This is a genomic window from Variovorax sp. YR634 (assembly GCF_900106655.1).
GTDB lineage: Bacteria > Pseudomonadota > Gammaproteobacteria > Burkholderiales > Burkholderiaceae_C > Variovorax.
Window position 1 is genome coordinate 140,658 of sequence record NZ_FNOL01000011.1, and the last position, 20,916, is coordinate 161,573.

At 68.5% G+C, this 20,916-nt stretch carries 16 protein-coding genes; 10 read left to right on the forward strand and 6 right to left on the reverse strand.

Going from position 1 to position 20,916, the window contains the following annotated elements; genetic code table 11:
* The first annotated feature begins 2 nt into the window (after window positions 1-2).
* The 5 genes from bcsQ to BLV60_RS19450 are packed head-to-tail and all read left to right on the forward strand — an operon-like array spanning window position 3 to window position 10,827.
* Entirely contained in the window at window positions 3-815 is an 813-nt protein-coding gene (gene bcsQ, locus BLV60_RS19430; RefSeq protein ID WP_176928837.1) for a cellulose biosynthesis protein BcsQ, read from the forward strand.
* A complete protein-coding gene (gene bcsA / locus BLV60_RS19435) occupies window positions 812-2,980 on the forward strand; it encodes a UDP-forming cellulose synthase catalytic subunit (protein ID WP_093056912.1) in 2,169 nt (722 codons plus the stop codon). Before bcsQ ends, bcsA begins: the two co-directional genes overlap by 4 nt.
* Window positions 2,977-5,289 carry a cellulose biosynthesis cyclic di-GMP-binding regulatory protein BcsB gene (gene bcsB, locus BLV60_RS19440; protein WP_093056913.1) on the forward strand — a complete coding sequence of 771 codons (2,313 nt, stop codon included), beginning with the start codon at window positions 2,977-2,979 and terminating at the stop codon, window positions 5,287-5,289. The genes bcsA and bcsB overlap by 4 nt, the downstream gene beginning before the upstream one ends.
* A 7-nt stretch (window positions 5,290-5,296) precedes the next feature.
* On the forward strand, window positions 5,297-6,550 hold the full coding sequence (gene bcsZ / locus BLV60_RS19445; protein WP_093056914.1) for a cellulose synthase complex periplasmic endoglucanase BcsZ: 1,254 nt from the start codon (window positions 5,297-5,299) through the stop codon (window positions 6,548-6,550).
* Complete coding sequence (locus tag BLV60_RS19450) at window positions 6,526-10,827, forward strand: cellulose synthase subunit BcsC-related outer membrane protein (RefSeq protein WP_256329338.1); 4,302 nt, start codon at window positions 6,526-6,528, stop codon at window positions 10,825-10,827. The genes bcsZ and BLV60_RS19450 overlap by 25 nt, the downstream gene beginning before the upstream one ends.
* Before the next feature lie 20 nt (window positions 10,828-10,847).
* Here the strand turns inward: BLV60_RS19450 and BLV60_RS19455 are convergent, their stop codons facing one another.
* Together BLV60_RS19455 and BLV60_RS19460 are read right to left on the reverse strand one after the other, a co-directional pair.
* Complete coding sequence (locus BLV60_RS19455) at window positions 10,848-12,212, reverse strand: putative bifunctional diguanylate cyclase/phosphodiesterase (protein ID WP_093056916.1); 1,365 nt, start codon at window positions 12,210-12,212, stop codon at window positions 10,848-10,850.
* A gap of 118 nt (window positions 12,213-12,330) precedes the next feature.
* Window positions 12,331-12,675, reverse strand: coding sequence for a hypothetical protein (locus BLV60_RS19460; RefSeq protein WP_093056917.1), 345 nt, complete (start codon window positions 12,673-12,675; stop codon window positions 12,331-12,333).
* A gap of 207 nt (window positions 12,676-12,882) precedes the next feature.
* Between BLV60_RS19460 and BLV60_RS19465 the strand changes: the two genes are divergently transcribed.
* The 3 genes from BLV60_RS19465 to BLV60_RS19475 are packed head-to-tail and all read left to right on the forward strand — an operon-like array spanning window position 12,883 to window position 15,627.
* The gene (locus BLV60_RS19465) at window positions 12,883-13,560 is read left to right on the forward strand and encodes an HAD family hydrolase (protein ID WP_093056918.1); all 678 of its coding nucleotides are present in this window, start codon (window positions 12,883-12,885) and stop codon (window positions 13,558-13,560) included.
* Window positions 13,557-15,212, forward strand: a complete 1,656-nt coding sequence (gene pgm / locus BLV60_RS19470; RefSeq protein ID WP_093056919.1) for a phosphoglucomutase (alpha-D-glucose-1,6-bisphosphate-dependent) — start codon at window positions 13,557-13,559, stop codon at window positions 15,210-15,212. The genes BLV60_RS19465 and pgm overlap by 4 nt, the downstream gene beginning before the upstream one ends.
* 4 nt (window positions 15,213-15,216) lie before the next feature.
* Window positions 15,217-15,627 (forward strand): PPC domain-containing DNA-binding protein, encoded by a 411-nt coding sequence (locus BLV60_RS19475; RefSeq protein WP_093056920.1) that lies wholly within the window; start codon window positions 15,217-15,219, stop codon window positions 15,625-15,627.
* Here the strand turns inward: BLV60_RS19475 and BLV60_RS19480 are convergent.
* From BLV60_RS19480 to BLV60_RS19490, 3 genes are read right to left on the reverse strand one after another with little or no spacing between them, the layout of a single operon-like run.
* A complete protein-coding gene (locus BLV60_RS19480; protein ID WP_093056921.1) occupies window positions 15,593-16,663 on the reverse strand; it encodes an aldo/keto reductase in 1,071 nt (356 codons plus the stop codon). The genes BLV60_RS19475 and BLV60_RS19480 overlap by 35 nt on opposite strands.
* Window positions 16,660-17,013: a TIGR04076 family protein gene (locus BLV60_RS19485; RefSeq protein ID WP_256216629.1), complete on the reverse strand. Its 354-nt coding sequence runs from the start codon at window positions 17,011-17,013 to the stop codon at window positions 16,660-16,662. The genes BLV60_RS19480 and BLV60_RS19485 overlap by 4 nt, the downstream gene beginning before the upstream one ends.
* 16 nt (window positions 17,014-17,029) lie before the next feature.
* Window positions 17,030-17,566 carry a cupin domain-containing protein gene (locus BLV60_RS19490; protein ID WP_093056923.1) on the reverse strand — a complete coding sequence of 179 codons (537 nt, stop codon included), beginning with the start codon at window positions 17,564-17,566 and terminating at the stop codon, window positions 17,030-17,032.
* A 205-nt stretch (window positions 17,567-17,771) separates the two neighbouring features.
* Here BLV60_RS19490 and BLV60_RS19495 point away from each other — a divergent pair, with 205 nt between their 5' ends.
* Together BLV60_RS19495 and BLV60_RS19500 are read left to right on the forward strand one after the other, a co-directional pair.
* Entirely contained in the window at window positions 17,772-18,077 is a 306-nt protein-coding gene (locus BLV60_RS19495; RefSeq protein WP_093056924.1) for a DUF3311 domain-containing protein, read from the forward strand.
* The gene (locus tag BLV60_RS19500; protein WP_093056925.1) at window positions 18,074-19,546 is read left to right on the forward strand and encodes a sodium:solute symporter family protein; all 1,473 of its coding nucleotides are present in this window, start codon (window positions 18,074-18,076) and stop codon (window positions 19,544-19,546) included. The genes BLV60_RS19495 and BLV60_RS19500 overlap by 4 nt, the downstream gene beginning before the upstream one ends.
* Here the strand turns inward: BLV60_RS19500 and BLV60_RS19505 are convergent, their stop codons facing one another.
* Complete coding sequence (locus BLV60_RS19505; protein ID WP_093056926.1) at window positions 19,547-20,908, reverse strand: homoserine dehydrogenase; 1,362 nt, start codon at window positions 20,906-20,908, stop codon at window positions 19,547-19,549.
* Window positions 20,909-20,916: the final 8 nt, after the last annotated feature.

Below are 20,916 nucleotides of genomic sequence, written 5' to 3' on the forward strand. Positions count from 1 at the left end.
CGATGGTTGTCATCCCCGTCATTTCCTCCAAGGGCGGTGTAGGCAAAACCACGATCGCCGCCAACCTCTGCAGCGCACTCGCCCAGCGCGGCCGGCAAGTGCTGGCGATCGACCTCGATCCGCAGAATGCCCTGCGCTTCCACATCGCCAACGAGCCGCAGGCCGGCGACAGCGGACTGGTCGAGGCCGCCACAGGCCTGATGCCGTGGGCGCGCGCCATTCGACAGGCCCATGCCGGCGTCATGCTGCTGCCTTTCGGGGACGTCGACGACGAGCGCCAGATCGCCTTCGAGCAGCAGCTGGCCCGCAATCCCGGCTGGCTGGCCGAGACGCTCGCGCGCTTCGGCCTGCCGGGCGACACGCTGGTGCTGCTCGACACCCCGCCCGGCCCCTCGGTGTACCTGCAGCAGGCGCTGCGCGCGGCCCACTTCGGCATCGTCACGATGCTGGCGGACGCCGGCTCCTTCGCCACCCTGCCGATCATCGAGCGCATGCTCGACAAGTACGGCCGGCCGCGCGCCGACTACCTCGGCACCGGCTACGTGGTGAACCAGGTCGACCCGGGCAAGCGGCTCAACAGCGACGTCTTCGAGATGCTGCGCCAGCGGTTGCGCCCTGAACTGCTGGGCGTGCTTCACCTGGACCAGGCGGTGCCCGAGGCACTGGCCTCGGCCTCGCCGGTGCACCGCTATGCGCCGATGAGCCAGGCCACCCAGGACATCGCCTCCTGCGCCGAGCGGCTGCTCGAGCGCATCGACACCGGCCGGCAGGCCGCGTCTTTCCCATCCCTGCGGACCCTGGAGCCGAACCGATGAAAAGCGCCCGGTCTGTCCCTCTGCAGCAGCCCGCGCCACGGCCGGCACCCGCCATCCTGCGCCTGCTGCCCGTGCGCATCCTCGGCTGGATCGTCGCCCTGACGATGCTGCCCGCGCTGATCATCGCGCCCATGACCCTGGAACAGCAGATCGTGCTGTCGGTGGGCATCTTCCTGGCGGCGCTCGTTACCAACCGGTTTCGCGGCCGCTTTGCCAGCCTGGTGCTGATCTTCCTGTCGGTCGTCGTGTCCTCGCGCTACACCTACTGGCGCGTGACCGAGACCATGTTCATGGACAACCCGGTCGACCTGGTGCTGGGCGTGGGCCTGCTGGTGGCCGAGCTGTACGCCTTCGTGGTTCTGCTGCTGGGCTACGTGCAGACCGCCTGGCCGCTGGAGCGCAAGCCGGTGCCGCTGCCGGAAGACCCGGCCGAGTGGCCGACCATCGACCTGCTCATCCCGACCTACAACGAGGCGCTGTCGGTGGTGCGTTCCACGGTGCTGGCCGCGCAGCTGATCGACTGGCCGCGCGACAAGATCAAGATCTTCGTGCTCGACGACGGCCGGCGCGAGGAGTTCCGCGTGTTCTGCGAGCAGGTCGGCGTGACCCACGTCACGCGCGACAACAACCGCCACGCCAAGGCCGGCAACATCAATGCCGCATTGAAGAACACCACCGGCGAGTTCGTCGCGATCTTCGACTGCGACCACATCCCCACGCGCTCGTTCCTGCAGATCGCCATGGGCTGGTTCGGGCGCGACCCGAAGCTGGGCATGGTCCAGTTGCCCCACTATTTCTTCTCGGCCGACCCGTTCGAGCGCAACCTCGACACCTTCGGCACGGTGCCCAACGAAGGCGAGCTGTTCTACGGCCTGATCCAGGACGGCAACGACCTCTGGAACGCCACATTCTTCTGCGGCTCCTGCGCGGTGCTGCGCCGGAACATCGTCGAGGAAGTCGGCGGCATCGCGGTGGAGACCGTGACGGAAGACGCCCACACGGCACTGAAGATGCACCGCCTGGGCTACAGCACGGCCTACCTGGCGCTGCCGCAGGCGGCCGGCCTGGCCACCGAAAGCCTCTCGGGCCACGTGGGCCAGCGCATTCGCTGGGCGCGCGGCATGGCGCAGATCTTCCGCATCGACAACCCGCTGTTCGGGCGCGGCCTGCACTGGGCGCAGCGCCTTTGCTACGTGAATGCGATGCTGCACTTCCTGTACGGCCTGCCGCGACTCATCTACCTGACGGCGCCGCTGGCGTACCTGTACTTCGGCGCGAGCGTGATCCACGCCTCGGCGTCGATGATCTTCGCCTTCGCGCTGCCTCACATCCTGCACGCCAACCTGACCAACAGCCGCATCCAGGGGCGCTTTCGCTACCTGCTGTGGAACGAGGTGTACGAGGCGGTGCTGGCCTGGTACATCTTCCGCCCGACGCTGGTGGCGCTCATCAACCCCAAGCTCGGCAGCTTCAACGTGACGGCCAAGGGTGGCCTGATCCAGGAAGAGTATTTCGACAGCACCATCGCCAAGGCCAGCCTGGTGCTGCTGGCGCTGAACTTCGTGGGCGTGTGCCTGGGCGCGTGGCGCCTGAGCTGGGTCGACCCGCAGAACATCGCCACCGTCTGGCTCAACCTGGCCTGGACCATCTACAACATGATGATCCTGGGCGCCTGCGTGGCGGCGGCCAACGAGTCGCGCCAGCTGCGCGGCGCGCACCGCGTGGAGCTCGTGCTGCCGGCCACGCTGTACTTCGCCGACGGCCGCTCGCTGCGCTGCAATACCTTCGACTTCTCCAGCGGCGGCCTGGGCGTAGACCTGCCGCAGGACATGAAGCTCGATGCGGAAACCCCGGTCGTGGTTGCGCTGTACCGCGACGACCAGGAGTCGCGCTTTGCCTCCACGGTGCGCTTCAGCAGCGGCAAGCGCCTGGGCCTGCGCTTCGCGCCGATGAGCTTCGCGCAGGAGCGCGCACTCGTGCAGTGCACGACCGCGCGCGCCGACATCTGGGCCGCCCGCTGGGGCAACCATCCGCGCGTGCCGATCCACCGCGTGCTCGGCCACCTCATCAGCATCAGCGGCACCGGCTTTCGCGACATGTTCAGCCACTACTACCGTGCAGCCACCTCGCGGCTGCGTCCTGCCAAAGCGAAGGAATCCACGTGACGTTCACCCTGCGCGCGCATCGCCGCGACGCGTCCCTTGCCCGCGCAGCCTCGCCCTCGTTCGCCGCCAGCGCCGTCCTGCTTGCGATCGCCTTCACTGCCGCCGGCGGCGCCGTGGCGCAGCCGGCGACCAGTGCCCCGGCAACCGCATCGGCGGCAGCCAGTGCAACCGTGCGCGAACTGAACCTCACGCAATTGGGCATCGACTACGCCGTGCAGCTGCGCGGTGTCAGCGGCACCGTCGGCATTCCGTTCAACGTGCGCGCCGACGAGCTGGTCACGGCCGCCTCGTTCAAGCTGAACTACGCGTATTCACCCTCGCTGATTCCCGAGCTGTCGCACCTCAAGGTCACGGTCAACGACGTGCTGGTGGCCACGCTGGCGGTAACCCGCGCCGAAGCAGGCCGGCCGCAGACGGCCGACATTCCGATCGACCGCCGCCTGATCACCGAGTTCAACCGCATCAACGTCGAGCTCGTCGGCCATTACACGCGCGAGTGCGAAGACCCGGCCCACACCAGCCTGTGGGCGCGCATCGACGCCTCCAGTTCGCTGAAGCTGACGGTGGCGCCGCTGAAGCTCGCGAATGACCTGGCCGCGCTGCCTCAGCCATTTTTCGACCGCCGCGACGTGCGGCGCGCACGCATTCCCTTCGTCTTCGGCGCCGCCGCCACGGGCCCTGTGCTCGAAGCGGCCGGTGTCGTGTCGTCGTGGTTCGGCGCGCTGACCGACTACCGCGGCGCGACCTTCCCCGTGTCCAGCGGCGAACTGCCCACCGGCCACGTGGTGGTGTTCGTCACGCCGGAGTCGGCCATTGCAGGCCTCGCGCTGCCCGCCATCCAGGGCCCGGGGCTGGCGGTGGTCGACAACCCGCGCGACGCCACCGGCAAGCTGCTGCTGGTGATGGGTCGCACCCCGGACGAACTGCGCACCGCCGCCGCGGCGCTGGCGCTGAACAGCAAGGCCTTCGCGGGCGCGACAGCGGCGGTCACCGCCTTCCAGGAACCGCCGGCGCGCAAGCCCTACGACGCGCCGCGCTGGATTCCGAGCGACCGCGCGCTGCAGCTGGGCGAACTGGCGACGGCCGCCAACCTGTCGGTGACTGGCTACAACCCCGACGTGGTCCGCATCAACCTGCAGCTGCCGCCCGACCTCTTCACCTGGCGCAGCCGCGGCATTCCGCTCGACCTGCAATACCGCTACACGCCGCGCGTGCGGCCCGACCAGTCGACGCTGAACGTCAACGTCAACGACAACTTCGTGGGCGGGTTGCCGCTGCGCTCGGCCAACCCGGCCGGCGACAGCTGGTGGAACCCGCTGGCCGTGAAGCTGATGCCCGACGGCACGCTGGCCGAGCGCCGGGAAGTGATCCTGCCGCCGCTGGCCATGGGCCCGCGCAGCCAGTTGCGCCTGCACTACTACTTCGAGCCCGTGGGCGGGCGCTGCGTACCGCAGCTGGACAACGTGCGCGGCTCGATCGACCCGACCTCCAGCATCGACGTGTCGGGCTTCCCGCACTTCATTGCCATGCCAGAACTGGCGGCCTACGCCAACGGCGGCTTCCCGTTCTCGCGCATGGCCGACCTGTCCGAGACGGCCGTCATTCTTCCGGACCAACCCAACGACACCGACACCGAGACCTACCTCGGCCTGCTCGGCCAGATCGGCCGCTCCACCGGCTACCCCGCGCTGCGCGTGAAGGTGGGCCGCTCGGCGGAGGCCGCTCAGTGGGCCGACAAGGACCTGCTCGTCATCGGCAACCTGCAGAGCCAGCCGCTGTTCACGCAATGGGCCGGCAAGATGCCGCTCAAGCGCAACGGCGCCGCGCCCGAGCTCAAGCTCGACAGCTGGATCGACAACGCCGTCAACTTCGTGATCGGCGCCCGCACGCGCCAGGACCTGCCCGGCTCGATGCAGATCGCGGTGAGCAGCGACGGCCGTGACGCCGTGCTGGCCGGCTTCGAATCGCCGCTGCGCAGCGGCCGCAGCGTGATTGCCGCCATCACCGGCCCCGACTCGAAGGAGGCGCTGCTCAACGCGCTGATGACGCCCGACCTGCTCAAGAGCGTGCAGGGCAGCATGACGATCGTGCGCGACACGCAGGTCAACAGCGTGCTCGGCGGCGACACCTACTACGTTGGCCGCCTGCCTCCGATCGCCTGGGTGCAGTGGCACCTGTCGCGCAGCCCGCTGATGCTGGCCGGGCTGGTGCTCGTGCTTGCGCTGCTGGGCGCGGCCGTGTCGTACGCCGGCCTGCAGTTGCGGGCACGCCGCCGGCTGTCGGTCGGCGAAGTGAAGAAGGCCAAGTAGCGAGCCCATGCGACGTTCGCCCATCACGCCTTCCCACGACCGCCTTTCGGGCAGGCGCGCCCTTCTGCGTGCGGCCGGCCTCGCGCTGGCGCTGCCGAAGCTCGTGACAGCGGCACCGGCGACCGCACCGGGCCAAGTGCCCGCGGCTCCCGCGTCCGCCGCCGCTGCCCCTGCCGACACGTGCCACCCCGCCACAGACTGGGCCGCCTTCGCCGCGCGCCACATCCAGCCCGACGGCCGGGTGATCGACTTCAACACGCCGCAGCAGCAATCGACTTCCGAAGGCCAGTCCTACGGCATGTTCTTCGCGCTGGTGCACAACGACCGCGCCACTTTCGCGCGCGTGCTGGCATGGACCGAAGTCAACCTCGCGGGTGGCAGCCTGGCCAAACAACTGCCGGCCTGGCAATGGGGCCGCAAGCCCGAGGGCGGCTGGGGCGTGCTCGACCCCAATGCCGCGTCGGACGCCGACCTCTGGATCGCCTATGCGCTGATGGAAGCCGGCCGGCTGTGGAACGACGCCAACTACCGCGCACTCGGCCGCAGCCTGCTGGCGCTGGCGGCACGCGACGAAGTCATCGCCGTGCCCGGGCTCGGCCGCATGCTGCTGCCGTGGCCCAAGTCGGTGGCCGGCGGGCCGCTATGGCGGCTCAACCCGAGCTACATGCCGCTGCAGCTGCTGCGTTACTTCCAGCAGGCCGACCCGACCGGTCCGTGGAGCGAGGTCACCGAGAACACGCTGCGCATGATCGGCGCCGTCACGCCGAAGGGCTTCGCGCCCGACTGGTGTGCCTGGTCGCAGGATTCGCGCGGCTTCGTGGCCGATCCGCAGAAGGGCGCTGCCGGCAGCTATGACGCGATCCGCGTCTACCTCTGGGCGGGCATGCTGTCCGACAAGGACCCGGCGCGCAAGATGCTGCTGCTGAGCCTGCGTGGCCCGGGCCAATTGCTGGCCGACCACCAGCCGGTGCCCGAGTACGTCGACACCACGAGCGGCGCTGTGCGCGGCATGGCGCCGCTCGGTTTTTCGGGTGCGATGCTGCCTTACCTCAAGGCGCTGGGCGCCACCGACGCGCTGGCCGCCCAGGTCGCCCGCGTGCCGGGTGGCCGCGGCGCACCGCCCGTGGCGCCCTTGCCTTATTACGAACAGTGCCTGTTGCTTTTCGGCCAGGCCTGGCTCGACGGCCGGTACGAATTCGGTCGCAATGGCCAGCTGCAAACCTCATGGAGGACGCTATGCCGTTCCAATCGACCGGCTTGAAGCCGAAGCGTCTCGCACCGATGGCCTGCCTGGGCATGCTCGCCGTGCTGTGCACCGCCAACCCCGCGCATGCACAGGCCGACGCCAGCGCGGCGCTGACCGAACAGGGCAACTACTGGCAGGCCCAGGGCCGCGCCGACCTTGCCGAGGAAAGCTGGAAGAAGCTGCTGAGCGTTCAGCCGCAATCGACCGATGCGATGTACGGCATGGCGCAGGTCGAGCTCTCGCGCGGCAATTCCGAAGCGGCGCGCAGCTGGATCGCGCGGCTGCGCACCGCAAACCCGAACGACGCCCGCATTGCCCGCCTGCAACAGCAGTCGCAGCAACCGGCCGGCCAGCAAAGCACGCTGCAGCGCGCCCGCGCCGCAGCGCGTGCCGGCCGCTCCGCCGAGGCGGTGGAGCTGTACCGCAGCCAGTTCGACAACCGCCCGCCGCCCGAAGCGCTGGCGCTTGAGTACTACCAGGTGCTGGCCAGCACGCCGCAAGGCGCCGACGAGGGTCGCAAGGGCCTGGAGCAGCTGGTTAAGGACCACCCGGAGAACGCCGGCTACCGCCTTGCGCTGGCCCAGCAGAAAACCTACAGCGAAGCCACGCGCCGCGCAGGCATCCGCGAACTGGCCGAGCTGACGAAGCAGCCCGCCGTGGCCGGCGCCGCGCGCGCGGCCTGGCGCCAGGCACTGATCTGGCTGGACGCGCGCCAGCCCGACGTTCCTCTCTACCAGGACTATCTGGGCAACAACCAGACCGACGCTGCCGTGGCCGCACGGCTTGAAACGCTCACCACCGCCAAGACGGCGGCGGCCAATTCACCCGACGTGCCCGTGGGCGAAGGCTTCAAGGCACTGGACCGCGGTGACGCGAACACCGCCGAGCAGCGCTTCCAGCAGGCGCTGCGCGCCAAGGCGGACGACACCGAGGCGCTGGGCGGCCTGGGCCTCGTGCGGCTGCGCCAGGAGCGCTTTGCCGAGGCACAGGAGCTGCTGGAGCGAGCAGCGCGCGGCGGCGGCGGCAAATGGAATTCGGCACTGCAAAGCGCCACCTACTGGGCGCTGGTCGGACAGGCCCGAGCCGCGCAAGCCAGGAACGACACGCGCGGTGCGCAGGCTCTCTACGAGCGCGCTGTGCGCATCGACCCGCGCGAGCCCGTGGGCCAGAACGCGCTGGCCGACCTGCGCGCCGCCGCCGGCGACTACGCCCAGGCCGAGCAGGGCTACAAGCGCGTGCTCGAGAGCAAGCCGCAGAACACGCAGGCACTGCGCGGCCTGATCTCGCTGTACGGCCAGACGAGCCGCCCCGACGAGGCGCTGGCCCTGTCCCGCCGCCTCACGCCCGAACAGGCCACCCAACTCGGCGGCCTGCGCGACATCCAGGTCGAGCAGGCGCGCAACCGCGCCCGCCAGCAGGCCGAGGCCGGCGATGCCACCGGCGCGCAGCGCACGCTCGAAGATGCGATGCTCGCCGCGCCCGACAGCCCGTGGGTGCGGCTGGACCTGGCCAACATCTATCGCAGGCAAGGCCTGGTGTCCGAGGCGCGCGGCGTGATGGAAGGGCTGCTGATGTCGCAACCCGACATGCCCGACGCGCTGTACGCCAGCGCCCTGCTCGCCTCCGAGACCGGCGATGCGGCGGCGGGCATCCAGTACCTCGAACGCATTCCTGCCGGCTCGCGCACACGCGACATGGCCGCGCTGCAACGCCGCCTGTGGGCGCAATCGCAGGCTGCGCGCGCGCTGGCACTGGCCCGCCAGGGCCAGGTCGACGCTGCGCGCGGCGTGCTCGCGCAGACCGAGGCGGCGCTCAGCGCCGACATGCCGGCCGAACTCTGGGGCCAGCTCGCGGGCGCCTACGCCGAGATCGGCGATGCGCCGCGCGCCCTTTCCATGAGCCGCCAGCTGCTGGCACGCACGCCGAGCCCGAGCATCGGCGACCGGCTGCTGTATGCATCGGTGCTGCTCAAGACCAGGCAGGACATCGAGCTGTCGGCCACGCTGCGTCAACTGGCGAGCGCCAACATGACGGCCGCCCAGCGCAACGACTTCGACAACCTGCGCGTGGCCTTCGCGCTGCGCCAGACCGACGCCCTGCGCGAAGCCGGCAACCTCGAGGCTGCCTACAACGCCATGGCGCCGGTGCTCGCCGAGCGGCCGAACGACCCACAGGCGATGGCCGCACTGGCACGCCTGTATTCGGCGGCGCGAGACGAAGGCCAGGCGCTGGCGCTGTACCAGCGCATCCTGCAACGCAACCCGACCGACCTCGACACCCTGCTCGCCGCCGCCGCCAGCGCCAGCGCGCGGCGCGAACACAGCGAGGCCGAGAACTACGTGATGGCCGCGCTGAAGCAGGCGCCCGACCAGTCGCGCGTGCTCGCGGCGGCCGGCCGCGTCTACCGCAACGCGGGCGACAGCCGCAAGGCCGAGCAGTACCTTCGTGCCGCGGTGGACGCCGAACGGCAGGTCGCCTCTGGCGGCTTCGCGCCGGGCGGCGTGCCCGTGCAGCAGATGCCCGCTGCCAATCCGTTCGCCGGCATGACCGGCGGCGCGCCGGGCGCGGCCGTGCCCGCGGGCTATCCACCCGCCAACGGCAACCCGTTCGCGCAGGCGCGCATGCAGCCGGTGGGTTATCCGGCGGCACCGGTCGCCGGGGCTTATCCGGCGGCAGGGTATCCCGCTTACCCCGCGGCAGGCGCGCAGGCCTACCCGCCAGGTGCCCTGCCCTGGAATTCGACTGCGCCCGCCGCATCGGACGCCAAGGGCCGCCAGTCGACGGCCAAGGCGTCGACGCGCAACGCGCGCAACAACCCGAACAATGTGCCGCAAGCCTCGGCCTACGCTGCACCATCGATGCAGCCCTTACCGCAGTATCCGGTGCCAGGCATGCAGCAGGTTGCGCCGGTCTACATTCCGCAGGCGCAGCCTCAACCCGGTCAACCTGGCGGCTATCCGGTCTATCCGCAGGCCAACGCCGCCTATGCGCAGGCCAACACACCGCGCACCGAGCCGAGCTGGAATGCGCCGTTGCGCACCGCGCCGGCCAACACGCTGACCTCGGAACTGCAGGAGCTGGAGGCGCAACGCGCGGTGAGCCTCACGGCAGGCACGGTCTACCGCAACCGCGCGGGCGAGGCCGGCCTGAGCCGGCTCTCCGATTTCCAGTTGCCGGTGCAGGCGCGCTTCCCGGTCGGCGAAGGCAAGATCGTCGTGGGCGTGACGCCCACGGTGCTCGACGCCGGCACGCCCGCCAGCGACTACGCAACGGGCAGCCGCTTCGGCGGCGGCCCCGCGGCGGCCCTCAAAGCACTGACCACCGGCGCATCGCCTGGCCAGCAGAACGCGTCCGGCGTCGGCCTGAACGTGGGCTACGAAGGCAAGAACCTCGATGCCGGCATCGGCACCACGCCGCTGGGCTTTCCCACCACCAACGTGGTCGGCAACGTCACGTTCAAGGGAAGCTTCGGCGACTCGTGGAACTACAGGGCCGACATCTCCCGCCGCGCTGTGACCGACAGCGTGCTGTCGTTCGCGGGCGCGAAGGACGAGCGCACCAACGAGCGCTGGGGCGGCGTGGTCGCCACCGGCGTGCGCGGCGACATCGGCTACGACGACGGCACCTACGGCGTGTACAGCTACCTCGCGGCGCACGGCATCACCGGCAAGAACGTGGCCAGCAACTCGCGCGTGGAAACCGGCGGCGGCGCGTACCTGCACCTGATCAACAGCCCCGGCTCCAAGCTCACGCTGGGCATGAACATCGGGCTGATGGGCTACGAGAAGAACCTCAGCTACTACACATTCGGCCAGGGCGGCTACTTCAGCCCGCAGAGCTTCGTGAGCGTGGCCTTCCCCGTCGACTGGACCGGCCGCAGCGACCGGCTCTCGTGGCGCGTGAACGCGTCGCTCGGGGTGCAGTCGTTCACCCAGAAGACATCGCCCTACTTCCCTACGGATCCGTCGCGCAACAGCGCGGCGTCTAGCGCGGCCGCACAGGCGCTGGCGCTGGGCCTGAGCAGCGCGGCATACAACAACATGTATGCCAGCAGCTCCAAGACCGGCCTTGCCTACAACCTGGCTGCGGTGCTTGAGTACCAGCTGGCGCCGAAGATGTTCCTGGGCGGCGCGCTGGGCTTCAACAACGCACAGAACTACCGGCAGTTCACGAGCAGCATCTATCTGCGCTACGTGTTCGGCGGCTCGAGCAGCATCGGGGCGCCCGGGTATGACGGCGGAAGCGGCACCACGCTGAAACCCATGACCTCGCCCTATACGCCTTTGCTCTGATGCCGGCAGGGCCCATGGGCTTAGGCGACGTCGGGCAACGCCGCCACGCCTGGCCGGTCGTCCTTGCCCCACAGCGGGGCGCTCTCGTACTGCGCCACCCATTGCACAACATCCTTGGCCGCCATCGGCATCGCGATGCCGTAGCCCTGGCCCAGCGTGCAGCCCAGCGCAAGCAGCGCTTCGCCCTGCTTCACCGTTTCAACCCCCTCGGCCACGGCCGTGAGGCCGAGCGCGTGGAGCAGCGCGACGATGCCCTGCACGATGGCGCGGTCCTGGTCGTTGTCGAGCATGCCGCGCACGAAGGACTGGTCGATCTTCACGGTCGACACCGGCAATTGCCGCAGGTAGGTGAGCGATGAATACCCGGTGCCGAAGTCGTCGATGGTGACGCCCACGCCCAGCATCTTGCAGGCCTCGACGAACAACGCGACGTTCGCAAACTGGCTGATCGCCGTGGTCTCGAGGATTTCGAGCTCGAGCATGCCCACGCCCATCTTCGGAAACTGCGCCAGGTGCCGCGCGAGCCGTTCGACGAAGTCCCAGCGCATCATGTGGCGTGGCGCCACGTTCACGCTCACCGAAATCTGAAGGCCCGCCAGGCGCCACTGGTGCGCCTGCCACAGGGCCGTGGCAATGGCCCAGTCGCCCACCTGCTCGACCAGTTGGTCGTCTTCGATCAGCGGCACGAACTGCGCCGGCGGCAGCAGGCCGCGCTCGGGGTGCTGCCAGCGGATCAGCGCCTCGACACCGGCCACCACGCCGCGCCGCATGTCGACCTTGGGCTGGTAGACCAGGAAGAACTCGCCCTGCAGCAGACCTTCCTGGATGCGCTGGCGCTCGCGCACCACCTGCTCGTCGGCGCGCGCCTGGGGCGCGTCGAAGTAATGCACCTTGCCGTCGGCCGCGCGCTTGGCAAAGAAGGCCGCGTGCTGCGCCTGGCGCAGGGCTGTCTCTGGTGGCGGGCCGTTGCTGTCGAGCAGCATGGCGCCGATGCTCGCGTCGATGCTGGCTGTCTGGTCGCGCCAGCTCCAGGGCTCGCCGAGCGAGGCCTGGATGCGCTCGAGCACCTGGGTGCACTGCGAGGTTCCGATGCCGGCGAACAGGGCTGCGAACTCGTCGCCGCCCACGCGGGCCATCACGCTCTCGCGCGGCAGCTGGGCCTTGATGCGGCGGGCCACCTCTTCGAGGGCGGCGTTGCCCGCGACCATGCCGAGGTGATCGTTCAGCTCGGCAAAGCGGTCGACGTCGATGTAGCAGACGGCAGCCAGGCGTTTGCCGGCGCGGGCCCAGTCGGCCATCAACGGGCGCAGCACTTCATCCGGCGGAAGACGTGCCGACCCGTCGTAGTACGACGGCAAGGAGACTGTGGGTTGCTGGTTCGACAAAAGACTGGGGCTCCGAAAGTCGCGGGCTATTGTTCTCCCAATCCGGGCCGTTCCACACCTTGCAGTGAGATTTTGTTACAGACGAGGTGTACGAACAACACTCGTGCATACAGTGTGGCTAGCCGCAATAGGCACCTACCACGCGCCCGGTGGGCTCGACCTGCACGTTGAGCCGCGTCATGTCTTGCGCCGGGTCGGCGGCTTCGGTGGCCAGCACGGTGCGTGCCACGCGGGCGCCGGAGCGCTGGCGCATTTCTTCCAGCAGTTGCTGGCTGATGCGCAACCCCAAGCCGAAGCGCACGGCCGTGGCCTGGCAGGTTTCCGGCGGCGTGACGAAGCTCGGGGGTTCAGGCACTTCCGATGTCAGGGGCCGGTCGGCCGGAGGTGTCTGGCAGCCAACCAGCAAGAGGCCCAGGGCCACAGCCGGCAAGCCGGCCCGGAGTCGACCGTTCGTGATGCGCATCTGTCTTGCTCCTTCTTCTTCAATCTGGGCGGAAGCTTATTCGACTCCGGGGACAGTCCCGCGGCAGGGATTAAGTCGATGGTCCGCAAAGTGGCGACCAATTCACGCGGCGGCTGTGTGGCGTCGCATTCAGGGCCATTCAAGGCGTATGCTGGCCGCGACACGCGCAGTTCGGGCCCCAAGTTCAGGCACTTTGGCCGCACACCCATGACACCTCCTCCCGCCACCGTTTTCCTGATCGACGTCGACAACACCCTGCTCGACAACGACCGCGTCGTGGCCGATCTTCGCGCCCATCTCGAACAGGCCTTCGGCGCTGAAAGCGCCGGCCGCTACTGGGTGGCCTTCGAGCAATTGCGCAGCGAGCTCGGCTACGTCGACTACCTCGGCGCCCTGCAGCGCTACCGCGCCGAAGAGGGCCGCCGCGGCATGAGCGATTCGCGGCTGCTGCTGATGTCGAGCTTTCTCATCGACTACCCCTTTGCCGAACGGCTCTACCCCGGCGCGCTGGAAGCACTGAAGCATCTGCGCCGGCACGGGCCCACGGTGATCCTGTCCGACGGCGACGTGGTGTTCCAGCCGCGCAAGGTGCAGCGCTCGGGCCTGTGGGAGGCCACCGAGGGCCGCGTGCTGATCTACGTGCACAAGGAACAGATGCTCGACACCATCGAGCAGTGCCACCCCGCCCAGCACTACGTGATGGTGGACGACAAGCTGCGCATTCTTTCGGCCATGAAGGCCATCTGGGGGCCTCGTCTGACGACGGTCTTCGTGCGGCAAGGGCACTATGCACTTGATGAGCAGGCCATTGCCGCCTACGCCCCTGCCGACATCACCGTCGAACGCATCGGCGACCTGATCAACTTTGACTTTCCATCGACATGAGCCAAGCAACCAACCCTCTCGCGGGAAAGCCCGCCCCTCTCGAACTGCTGGTCAACGTGCCGCGCCTGATCTCGGCTTACTACACCGGCCGGCCAGACCCGTCGGTGCCGAGCCAACGCGTGGCCTTCGGCACCTCGGGGCATCGCGGCTCCTCCTTCGACGATGCATTCAACGAATGGCACGTGCTGGCAATCAGCCAGGCCATCTGCGACTACCGCAAGCAGAAAGGAATCGACGGTCCGCTCTTCCTCGGCATCGACACGCATGCGCTGTCCACGCCGGCCTTCAGCAGCGCTGTCGAAGTACTCGCGGCCAACGGCGTCGAGCTGATGATCTCGAAGGACGACGAATACACGCCGACGCCGGCCGTGTCGCACGCCATCCTGGTCTACAACCGTGGACGCACAAGCGGGCTGGCCGATGGCATCGTCATCACGCCCTCGCACAACCCGCCCGAGAGCGGCGGCTTCAAGTACAACCCGCCGAACGGCGGACCGGCCGGCACCGACATCACCTCGGCCGTCGAGGCGGCCGCCAACAAGATGCTGGCGAACAAGCTCGAAGGCGTGAAGCGCATGCCGCTCGCGCAGGCGCTGCGCGCATCGACCACGCACCGGCACGACTACCTGAACACCTACGTCGAAGACCTGGCGCAGGTGCTCGACATGGACGCGATCCGCGACGTGAACCTCGACCTGGGTGTCGACCCGCTGGGCGGCGCGGGCGTGCGCTACTGGCCCGCGATTGCCGAGCGCTACAAGCTCACGCGCCTGAACGTGCTGAGCCAGGAAGTCGACCCGACCTTCCGCTTCATGTCTCTGGACTGGGACGGCCGCATCCGCATGGACCCGTCGTCGCCCGACGCCATGCACAAGCTGATCGAATTGAAGGACCGCTTCGGCATCGCCTTCGCCTGCGACACCGACCACGACCGCCACGGCATCGTCTCGGGCAGCACCGGGTTGATGCAACCCAACAGCTACCTCGCAGTGATGATCGACTACCTCTACACGCACCGCCCGCAATGGCCGGCGCAGGCGGCTGTCGGCAAGACGGTGGTGAGCAGCCAGATGATCGACCGCGTCACCGCACAGCTCGGCCGCAGGCTGTACGAGGTGCCGGTGGGCTTCAAGTGGTTCGTAGACGGGCTGGTCGATGCCTCGCTGGCCTTCGGCGGAGAAGAAAGCGCGGGCGCGACCTTTCTGCGCAAGGACGGCTCGGTGTGGACCACCGACAAGGACGGCCTGGTGCCCGCCCTGCTCTCGGCCGAGATCGCCGCGCGCACCGGGCGTGACCCGGGCGAGCGCTACACCGAGCTGACGCAGGCGCTGGGCCAGCCGGTGTCAGACCGCGTGGATGCGGCCGCCACCGTCGAGCAGAAGAAGCGGCTGTCGAGTCTCTCGCCGGAACAGATCCGCTCGACCGAGCTGGCGGGCGACAAGATCGTCAATGTGCTGAGCCATGCGCCGGGCAACGGCGCGGCCATCGGCGGAGTGAAGGTCGTGACCGACAACGGCTGGTTCGCCGCGCGGCCCTCGGGCACGGAAAACATCTACAAGATCTACGGCGAGAGCTTCAAGGGCAAGGAACACCTCGCGCGCATCCTCGAAGAGGCGCAGCAGGTGGTGGACGGGGCGCTCTCGGGAGCCTGAACGCATGCAGACGCTGGTGCTGCGGCTGAACCCCGGCGATGACCTGCGCTCCTCGCTCGATTCGGCGTTGAAGCAAGGCGGTGCCGACGCAGCGTTCGTGGTCTCGGGCATCGGCAGCCTGAGCGGCGCGAGCATCCGGCTTGCAGGCGCAGAGAACGCGGCGCGCATCGAAGGCGACCTGGAAATCCTCACGCTCGCGGGCAGCCTGTCGCCGGACGGCTCGCATCTGCACATCAGCGTGTCGGATGCCGAGGGCCGAGTTTTCGGCGGCCATGCAGCGCCCGGATGCACAGTGCGCACCACGGCGGAAATCCTCGTCGCCGTGCTGCCCGACTGGCAGTTCGCGCGCACGCACGACCCGCTCACCGGCTACGCCGAACTCAATGCGGTTTGTCGTTCAGGTCGTACTTCATGATCCGGCCATGGCGGCCTTCGAGGTCGCGCTCTACGGCGTAGACGTCGCCGCTCGGCGCGCTGCGCTGCGAGAGCACCGCATCCAGCGACGCGAGGTCGGCCGCATCGAGTTGCAGATCAAGCACCTTCAGGTGATCCGCCAGGTGGTCACCGCGCCGCACGCCGACGATCACGGCCGCGACGGCCGGCTGCTGCAGCACCCAGCGCATTGCCACGGACGAAATCGACACGCCATGCCGCAGCGCGATCTGCTTCAGCTGCGCCAGCAACTGCTGGAACAAGTCCCAGCCGCCGAAGTCGTCGATGATGAGCTTGTACTTGACCAGCGAGCGGTTCTCGAACGACTGACCCGGATCGCTCACGCCGAGCCAGCGCTCCGAGAGGAAGCCGCCGGCCACGCTGCCGTAGCACAGCAGCTTCATGCCTGATTGCTCGCAGTACGGCGTCATCAGCGGCAAGGGCCGCTGGTCGAGCAGCGAATACTGCACCTGCATGCTGAACAGCGGCACGCCGGCGTCGGCCAGTTCGCGCACGCGCGCCGTGTCGAAATTGGTGCCGCCCACACGGTCGATCTTGCCGGCGCGCTGCAACTCCAGGAGCCAGTGCGCAACCTCGAGATAGCGCGGCACGCCATAGTCCCACCAGTGGAACTGCACGAGGTCGAGCCGCTCCATGCGCAGGCGCTTCAGCGAGCGATCGATGATCTGCTCGACCTGGTGCTTGTCGATGGTCGGCAGGATGGCGAGGTCGGGCACGAACTTCGTGTGCACGCGCAACCGCGAAAGGCTGTCGCGGCCATGGCGCTGCAGGTAGTCGGCGCGGAACTCGCCGATCATTTCTTCCACGCCGGTGTAGATGTCGGCGCAATCGAAGGTGGTGATGCCGGCGTCGTAGTAGGCCGCCATGTCGGCGATGGCACCCGCGTGATCCACGTTGCCGTGGCCGCCGGCCAGTTGCCAACCGCCCTTCAGCAGGCGGGAAATTTCATAGCCGGGCGCGAGCTCGATGCGATGGTGCGAATACTGCGAGGGGTTCATGAAGACTCGTTCGATGGATGGACAACCGCCGTGGTGTCGGCGTGGCGAAAAGTGCGCAGCCCCATGCGGGTGATGCGAAAGCGCGAGGGGCAGTTCGGATCAGGGCAGGCCACCTCGGCGTCGGTGCTCATCCAGTCGTTCGCGTCGGTCGGCCGCTGCTTGGCGGCCAGCAGCGGCAACAAGGCGCCCAGCGAATAGATCGAGAAGCCCTGCCCCTCGGGCAGATGGAGCATCTCGCCGCGCAGCTCGAAATAGTCGCCCACCTTGGCGCCGCAGTAGATGCGGGCGCCTTCCGGCGCTACGACTTCGACGCGCAGGTCGTGGAGCGTGAAACTGGGGTCGGGGTTCATCATGTGCCTCGGGTGCTCAGGGGTTGGGCGGCGTCACCGACAGGATGATTTCGGTCGGGGCCTGCGACTGGTTCAGGTAGCGATGCGGCAGGCGCGAGTCGAACGAGATGCTCTCGCCCGCCAGCACCGGATAGTCGACGCCCGCGATCTGCGCCACCAGCGCGCCCGCGACCACGTACACGCACTCAGTCGATGCATGGCCACGCGGTTCGTCCGCCGACACCTGGCCCGGCTGCAGCACGGCACGCAGCACTTCGAGCTGGCCATTGCCGGCTGTCAGGCGCTCGTACCCGACCTGCCCCTTGGGCGCGGTGAGCAGCGAGCGTTCGCCCGGACGGCTGATCCACACCGAGGGCGGCGCGGGCTCGGAGAACAACGACGAGACCGATTCGCCGAACACGCCGGCCAGGCGGCGCATGGTTTCGAGGCTCGGGTCGGTGACCGAGCGCTCGATCTGGCTGAGCAGCGTGGCCGACACACCGGCCTGGGCCGCGAGCTCGCGCAAGGACAGGCCGCGCACGGTCCGCAGCTCTTTCAATCGCTCGCCGATCATCCGGTCGCTCCGTTGTCTGTGCAGTGTGGCTTCATTGGGTGGCGATGGTATGTGCTGTGTGACTGCACGTCAATGGTGCACTCACGTCATATTCGTGCATTGGCATTTCTTCGGGCAATGGCTGAAATCCAGCTTGCGCTTTTTGGCAATCCGATTGCACACTCCAGCCAGTTTTTGTGCAGTATCACTTTACAGGAGCAGAGAGATGGTCGACACCCCTCCCGCGCGCAGCAGCGATTCACCCCGCCTCGGCCATCGATGGTTGCTGGTCTTCCCCTTCGTCTGGCAGGCCTGCCTCGCGCCGGCGGTGAACGACATTGCGGCCAGGCCCTTCGGCATGCCCTTTCCCATGTTCTGGCAGATGGCGGGCATCGTGCTCACGAGCGTGGTGATCGCGATCGTCTTCAGGCTCGACGCCCTGGCCGGCGTCGAGGCCGAAGAGGCCGACTTCCTCGACAGGAGCCTGAAGGCCGAAGACGCTGGCAAGAACGACAAGGACGGCGCGGCATGAAACTCGCAATCGTCCTCGCCATTCTGCTCGCCACCGTGGCAGGCGCCATGGCCTACGGCCGCCGTACGCGCCACGGCAAGAGCTTTGCGGACTGGGCCGTCGGCGGCCGCAGCCTCGGCACGCTCGTGTTCTGGTTCATGAATGCGGGCGAGGTCTACACCACCTTCGCGGTGCTCGGCATTTCGGGCTACGCCTGGGCGCTGGGAGCTCCCGCGTACCTCGCGTTCTGTTCCGTCTCGATGAGCTACGCGGTCGGCTACTGGCTGATGCCGAAGATCTGGCGCGCGGGACGACTGCGCGGGCTGCTCACGCAATCGGACTTCTTCGCCGCGCGCTACGACGCGCCCTGGCTCGGCGTGCTGACCGGCGTTGTGGGCATCGCGTCTCTGGTCGTGTATGTGCAGATCCAGCTCGTGAGCCTCGGGCTGATCGTGCAGCTCACGCTGGGCAACAGCATCTCGAGCGAAGCCGCAACCATCGGCGCGGGCGCGCTGATGATCGCCTTCGTGTTCGCGGCCGGCGTGCGTTCCGCCGCCTTCGCAGCCGGCGTGAAAGACATCCTCATGGTCGTCGTCGTGGTGCTGCTGAGCGTGACGGTGGCCAGCAAGGTCGGCGCGGCCTCGCTGATGGACCTGTTCTCGATGGCGGAAGCCAAGCACCCGGGCATCGGCAAGTTTCCGGGGCTGGACGCCACCTCCCCCACCACGGCGATCTGGCTCATGACTTCGGCCATCAACATCGCGCTGGGCAACTGGGTCTTTCCGCACCTGTTCCAGATGTCGTACACGGCGCACAGCGCCACCGCCATCCGGCGCAACGCGATCTGGCAGCCGCTGTATTCGCTGGCCTACTTCTTCATCATCCTGCTCGGCTTCGCGGCCCTGCTGGCGAACACGCAACCGCCGGGCGGCAACCTGAACGCGGCGCTGCTGCAGTTCGTGTCGGACCGCTACCCGGCCTGGACGGTCGGGCTGCTGGCTGGCACGGGCTTTCTGCTGGCGCTGGCGCCGGGCTCGTTGCTACTGCTGACGGCGGGCTCGATCTTCACGCGCAACGTGGTGCGGCCGTTTCGCCCGGGGCTGGGCGAGCGCGGGTCGCTGGCCCTCTCGCGCGGCTCGCTGGTGGTGTTCGCGGCGATTGCGGTGTGGCTGTCGATCAGCCAGAAGGGCTCGCTGGTGAAGATTTTGCTCGACGCCTATTCGGCCATCGGCATGCTCGCGCCGGGTGTGTTCCTCGGGTTCCTGTGGAAGCGCACGAGCGCCATCGGCGTGCTGGCCGGCCTGGTCGCGGGCTTCGTCGCGCTGCTGGCGCCGTTCGCGGCGAAGTTCTGGGCGACCGCGGTGCCGCAGTGGGAAGCTGGGCTGATCGCGATGGCGATCAATGCGGCCGTGGTCGTGGTGGTGAGCCTGGCCACCCGGGCGCCGCAGCGCGATGCGGTCGCGCTGGGGCTGCAGATCCGGGCGGCTTGATCAGCCTTCCAACGCTTCCACGCGCAGCGTGACCACCGGGCCGACCACTTCGTTTCGCGCCTGGAGCGCATGCACGGCGAGATCGAGCGTGCCCTGCACTACAGGCCCGGTCAGCACCAGCACCTGCGGCCCGGTGCCGGAGCATTCGGCCGCCAGTGCTACCTGCCGCACGGGCACCTTCTGCGCGGAGAGACAGGCGGTGACCGCCTGGATCTGGCCGACCGCGTGCACCGGCACGCGCAGGTAGTGCGAGGTATCGACGGCCGCGCGCGGCAGCACCGACAAGGCATTCGTCGCATGCGCGTGAACGCCCAGGTGCGGCACGTGCTGCGAGGCGTCGACGCCATCGAGCCGCGCCACGTCCACGAGGTCGGCGATCACGGCCGAAGCTGTCTGCTCCGAGCCAGCGCCCGCACCGTAGTACATCGTGAGGCCAGCCGCGTCGCTCTTGACCATGACGGCGTTCATCGAGCCCTTCACGTGCGCCATCAGGTGGTCTGCGGGTACTAGCGCGGGCTGCACGCGCAGTTCGACGCCAGATGCTTGCCGCCGCGCCACGCCCAGCAGCTTGATGCGGTAGCCGAGCTGTTCGGCACACGCCACGTCCAGCCCTTGCAGGGCGGTGATGCCTTCCACCTGCGCGTCGGCAAAGCGCAGCGGCATGCCGAAAGCGTTGGCGGCGAGCAGGGTCAGCTTGTGGGCGGCGTCGATGCCTTCGATGTCGAAAGTCGGGTCGGCTTCCGCGTAGCCCAGCGCCTGTGCTTGCGCGAGCGCGGCGACGAAGTCGAGACCCTCGTCGCGCATCTTGCTCAGGATGAAGTTGGTGGTGCCGTTGATGATGCCCGCCACCCATTCGATGCGGTTGGCCGCAAGGCCTTCGCGCAGCGCCTTGATGATGGGGATGCTCACGGCCACCGCCCCTTCGTAGGCCACGACCACGCCTTTCTCCCGCGCGGCCGCAAAGATCTCAGTGCCGTGCACTGCCAGCAGAGCCTTGTTGGCCGTCACCACGTGCTTGCCGTGTGCGATGGCAGCCAGCACCCAATCTCGCGCCGGGCCGGTACCGCCTGCCACTTCCACCACCACGTCGACATCGGGGTGCGTGGCCACATGCATCGCGTCGGCCGTGAGCGGAACGCCCTCTCCCACGATGCCGGCGGCCCGCTGCAGGTTGCGCGCGGCGACGATCACAAGCTCGATCGAACGGCCGGCCCGCGCTGCGATGTCGGCCCGGTTACGCGCCAGCACGCGGAAGGTGCCGGAGCCCACGGTGCCGATGCCGATCATCCCCACGCGCAGGGTACGAATGGCCGCAGGGCGGCTGTGCAGGGGCTCGAGGGATTCAACGGGATCGCGGTACATGGACATCT

Excerpts from the sequence above, each read along its gene's own strand:
- bcsQ (WP_176928837.1), top strand. The coding sequence starts at position 3 with ATGGTTGTCATCCCCGTCATTTCCTCCAAGGGCGGTGTAGGCAAAACC.
- bcsA (WP_093056912.1), top strand. The coding sequence starts at position 812 with ATGAAAAGCGCCCGGTCTGTCCCTCTGCAGCAGCCCGCGCCACGGCCG.
- bcsZ (WP_093056914.1), top strand. The coding sequence starts at position 5,297 with ATGCGACGTTCGCCCATCACGCCTTCCCACGACCGCCTTTCGGGCAGG.
- BLV60_RS19450 (WP_256329338.1), top strand. The coding sequence starts at position 6,526 with ATGCCGTTCCAATCGACCGGCTTGAAGCCGAAGCGTCTCGCACCGATG.
- BLV60_RS19460 (WP_093056917.1), bottom strand. The coding sequence starts at position 12,675 with ATGCGCATCACGAACGGTCGACTCCGGGCCGGCTTGCCGGCTGTGGCC.
- BLV60_RS19465 (WP_093056918.1), top strand. The coding sequence starts at position 12,883 with ATGACACCTCCTCCCGCCACCGTTTTCCTGATCGACGTCGACAACACC.
- pgm (WP_093056919.1), top strand. The coding sequence starts at position 13,557 with ATGAGCCAAGCAACCAACCCTCTCGCGGGAAAGCCCGCCCCTCTCGAA.
- BLV60_RS19475 (WP_093056920.1), top strand. The coding sequence starts at position 15,217 with ATGCAGACGCTGGTGCTGCGGCTGAACCCCGGCGATGACCTGCGCTCC.
- BLV60_RS19480 (WP_093056921.1), bottom strand. The coding sequence starts at position 16,663 with ATGAACCCCTCGCAGTATTCGCACCATCGCATCGAGCTCGCGCCCGGC.
- BLV60_RS19485 (WP_256216629.1), bottom strand. The coding sequence starts at position 17,013 with ATGAACCCCGACCCCAGTTTCACGCTCCACGACCTGCGCGTCGAAGTC.
- BLV60_RS19490 (WP_093056923.1), bottom strand. The coding sequence starts at position 17,566 with ATGATCGGCGAGCGATTGAAAGAGCTGCGGACCGTGCGCGGCCTGTCC.
- BLV60_RS19495 (WP_093056924.1), top strand. The coding sequence starts at position 17,772 with ATGGTCGACACCCCTCCCGCGCGCAGCAGCGATTCACCCCGCCTCGGC.
- BLV60_RS19500 (WP_093056925.1), top strand. The coding sequence starts at position 18,074 with ATGAAACTCGCAATCGTCCTCGCCATTCTGCTCGCCACCGTGGCAGGC.
- BLV60_RS19505 (WP_093056926.1), bottom strand. The coding sequence starts at position 20,908 with ATGTACCGCGATCCCGTTGAATCCCTCGAGCCCCTGCACAGCCGCCCT.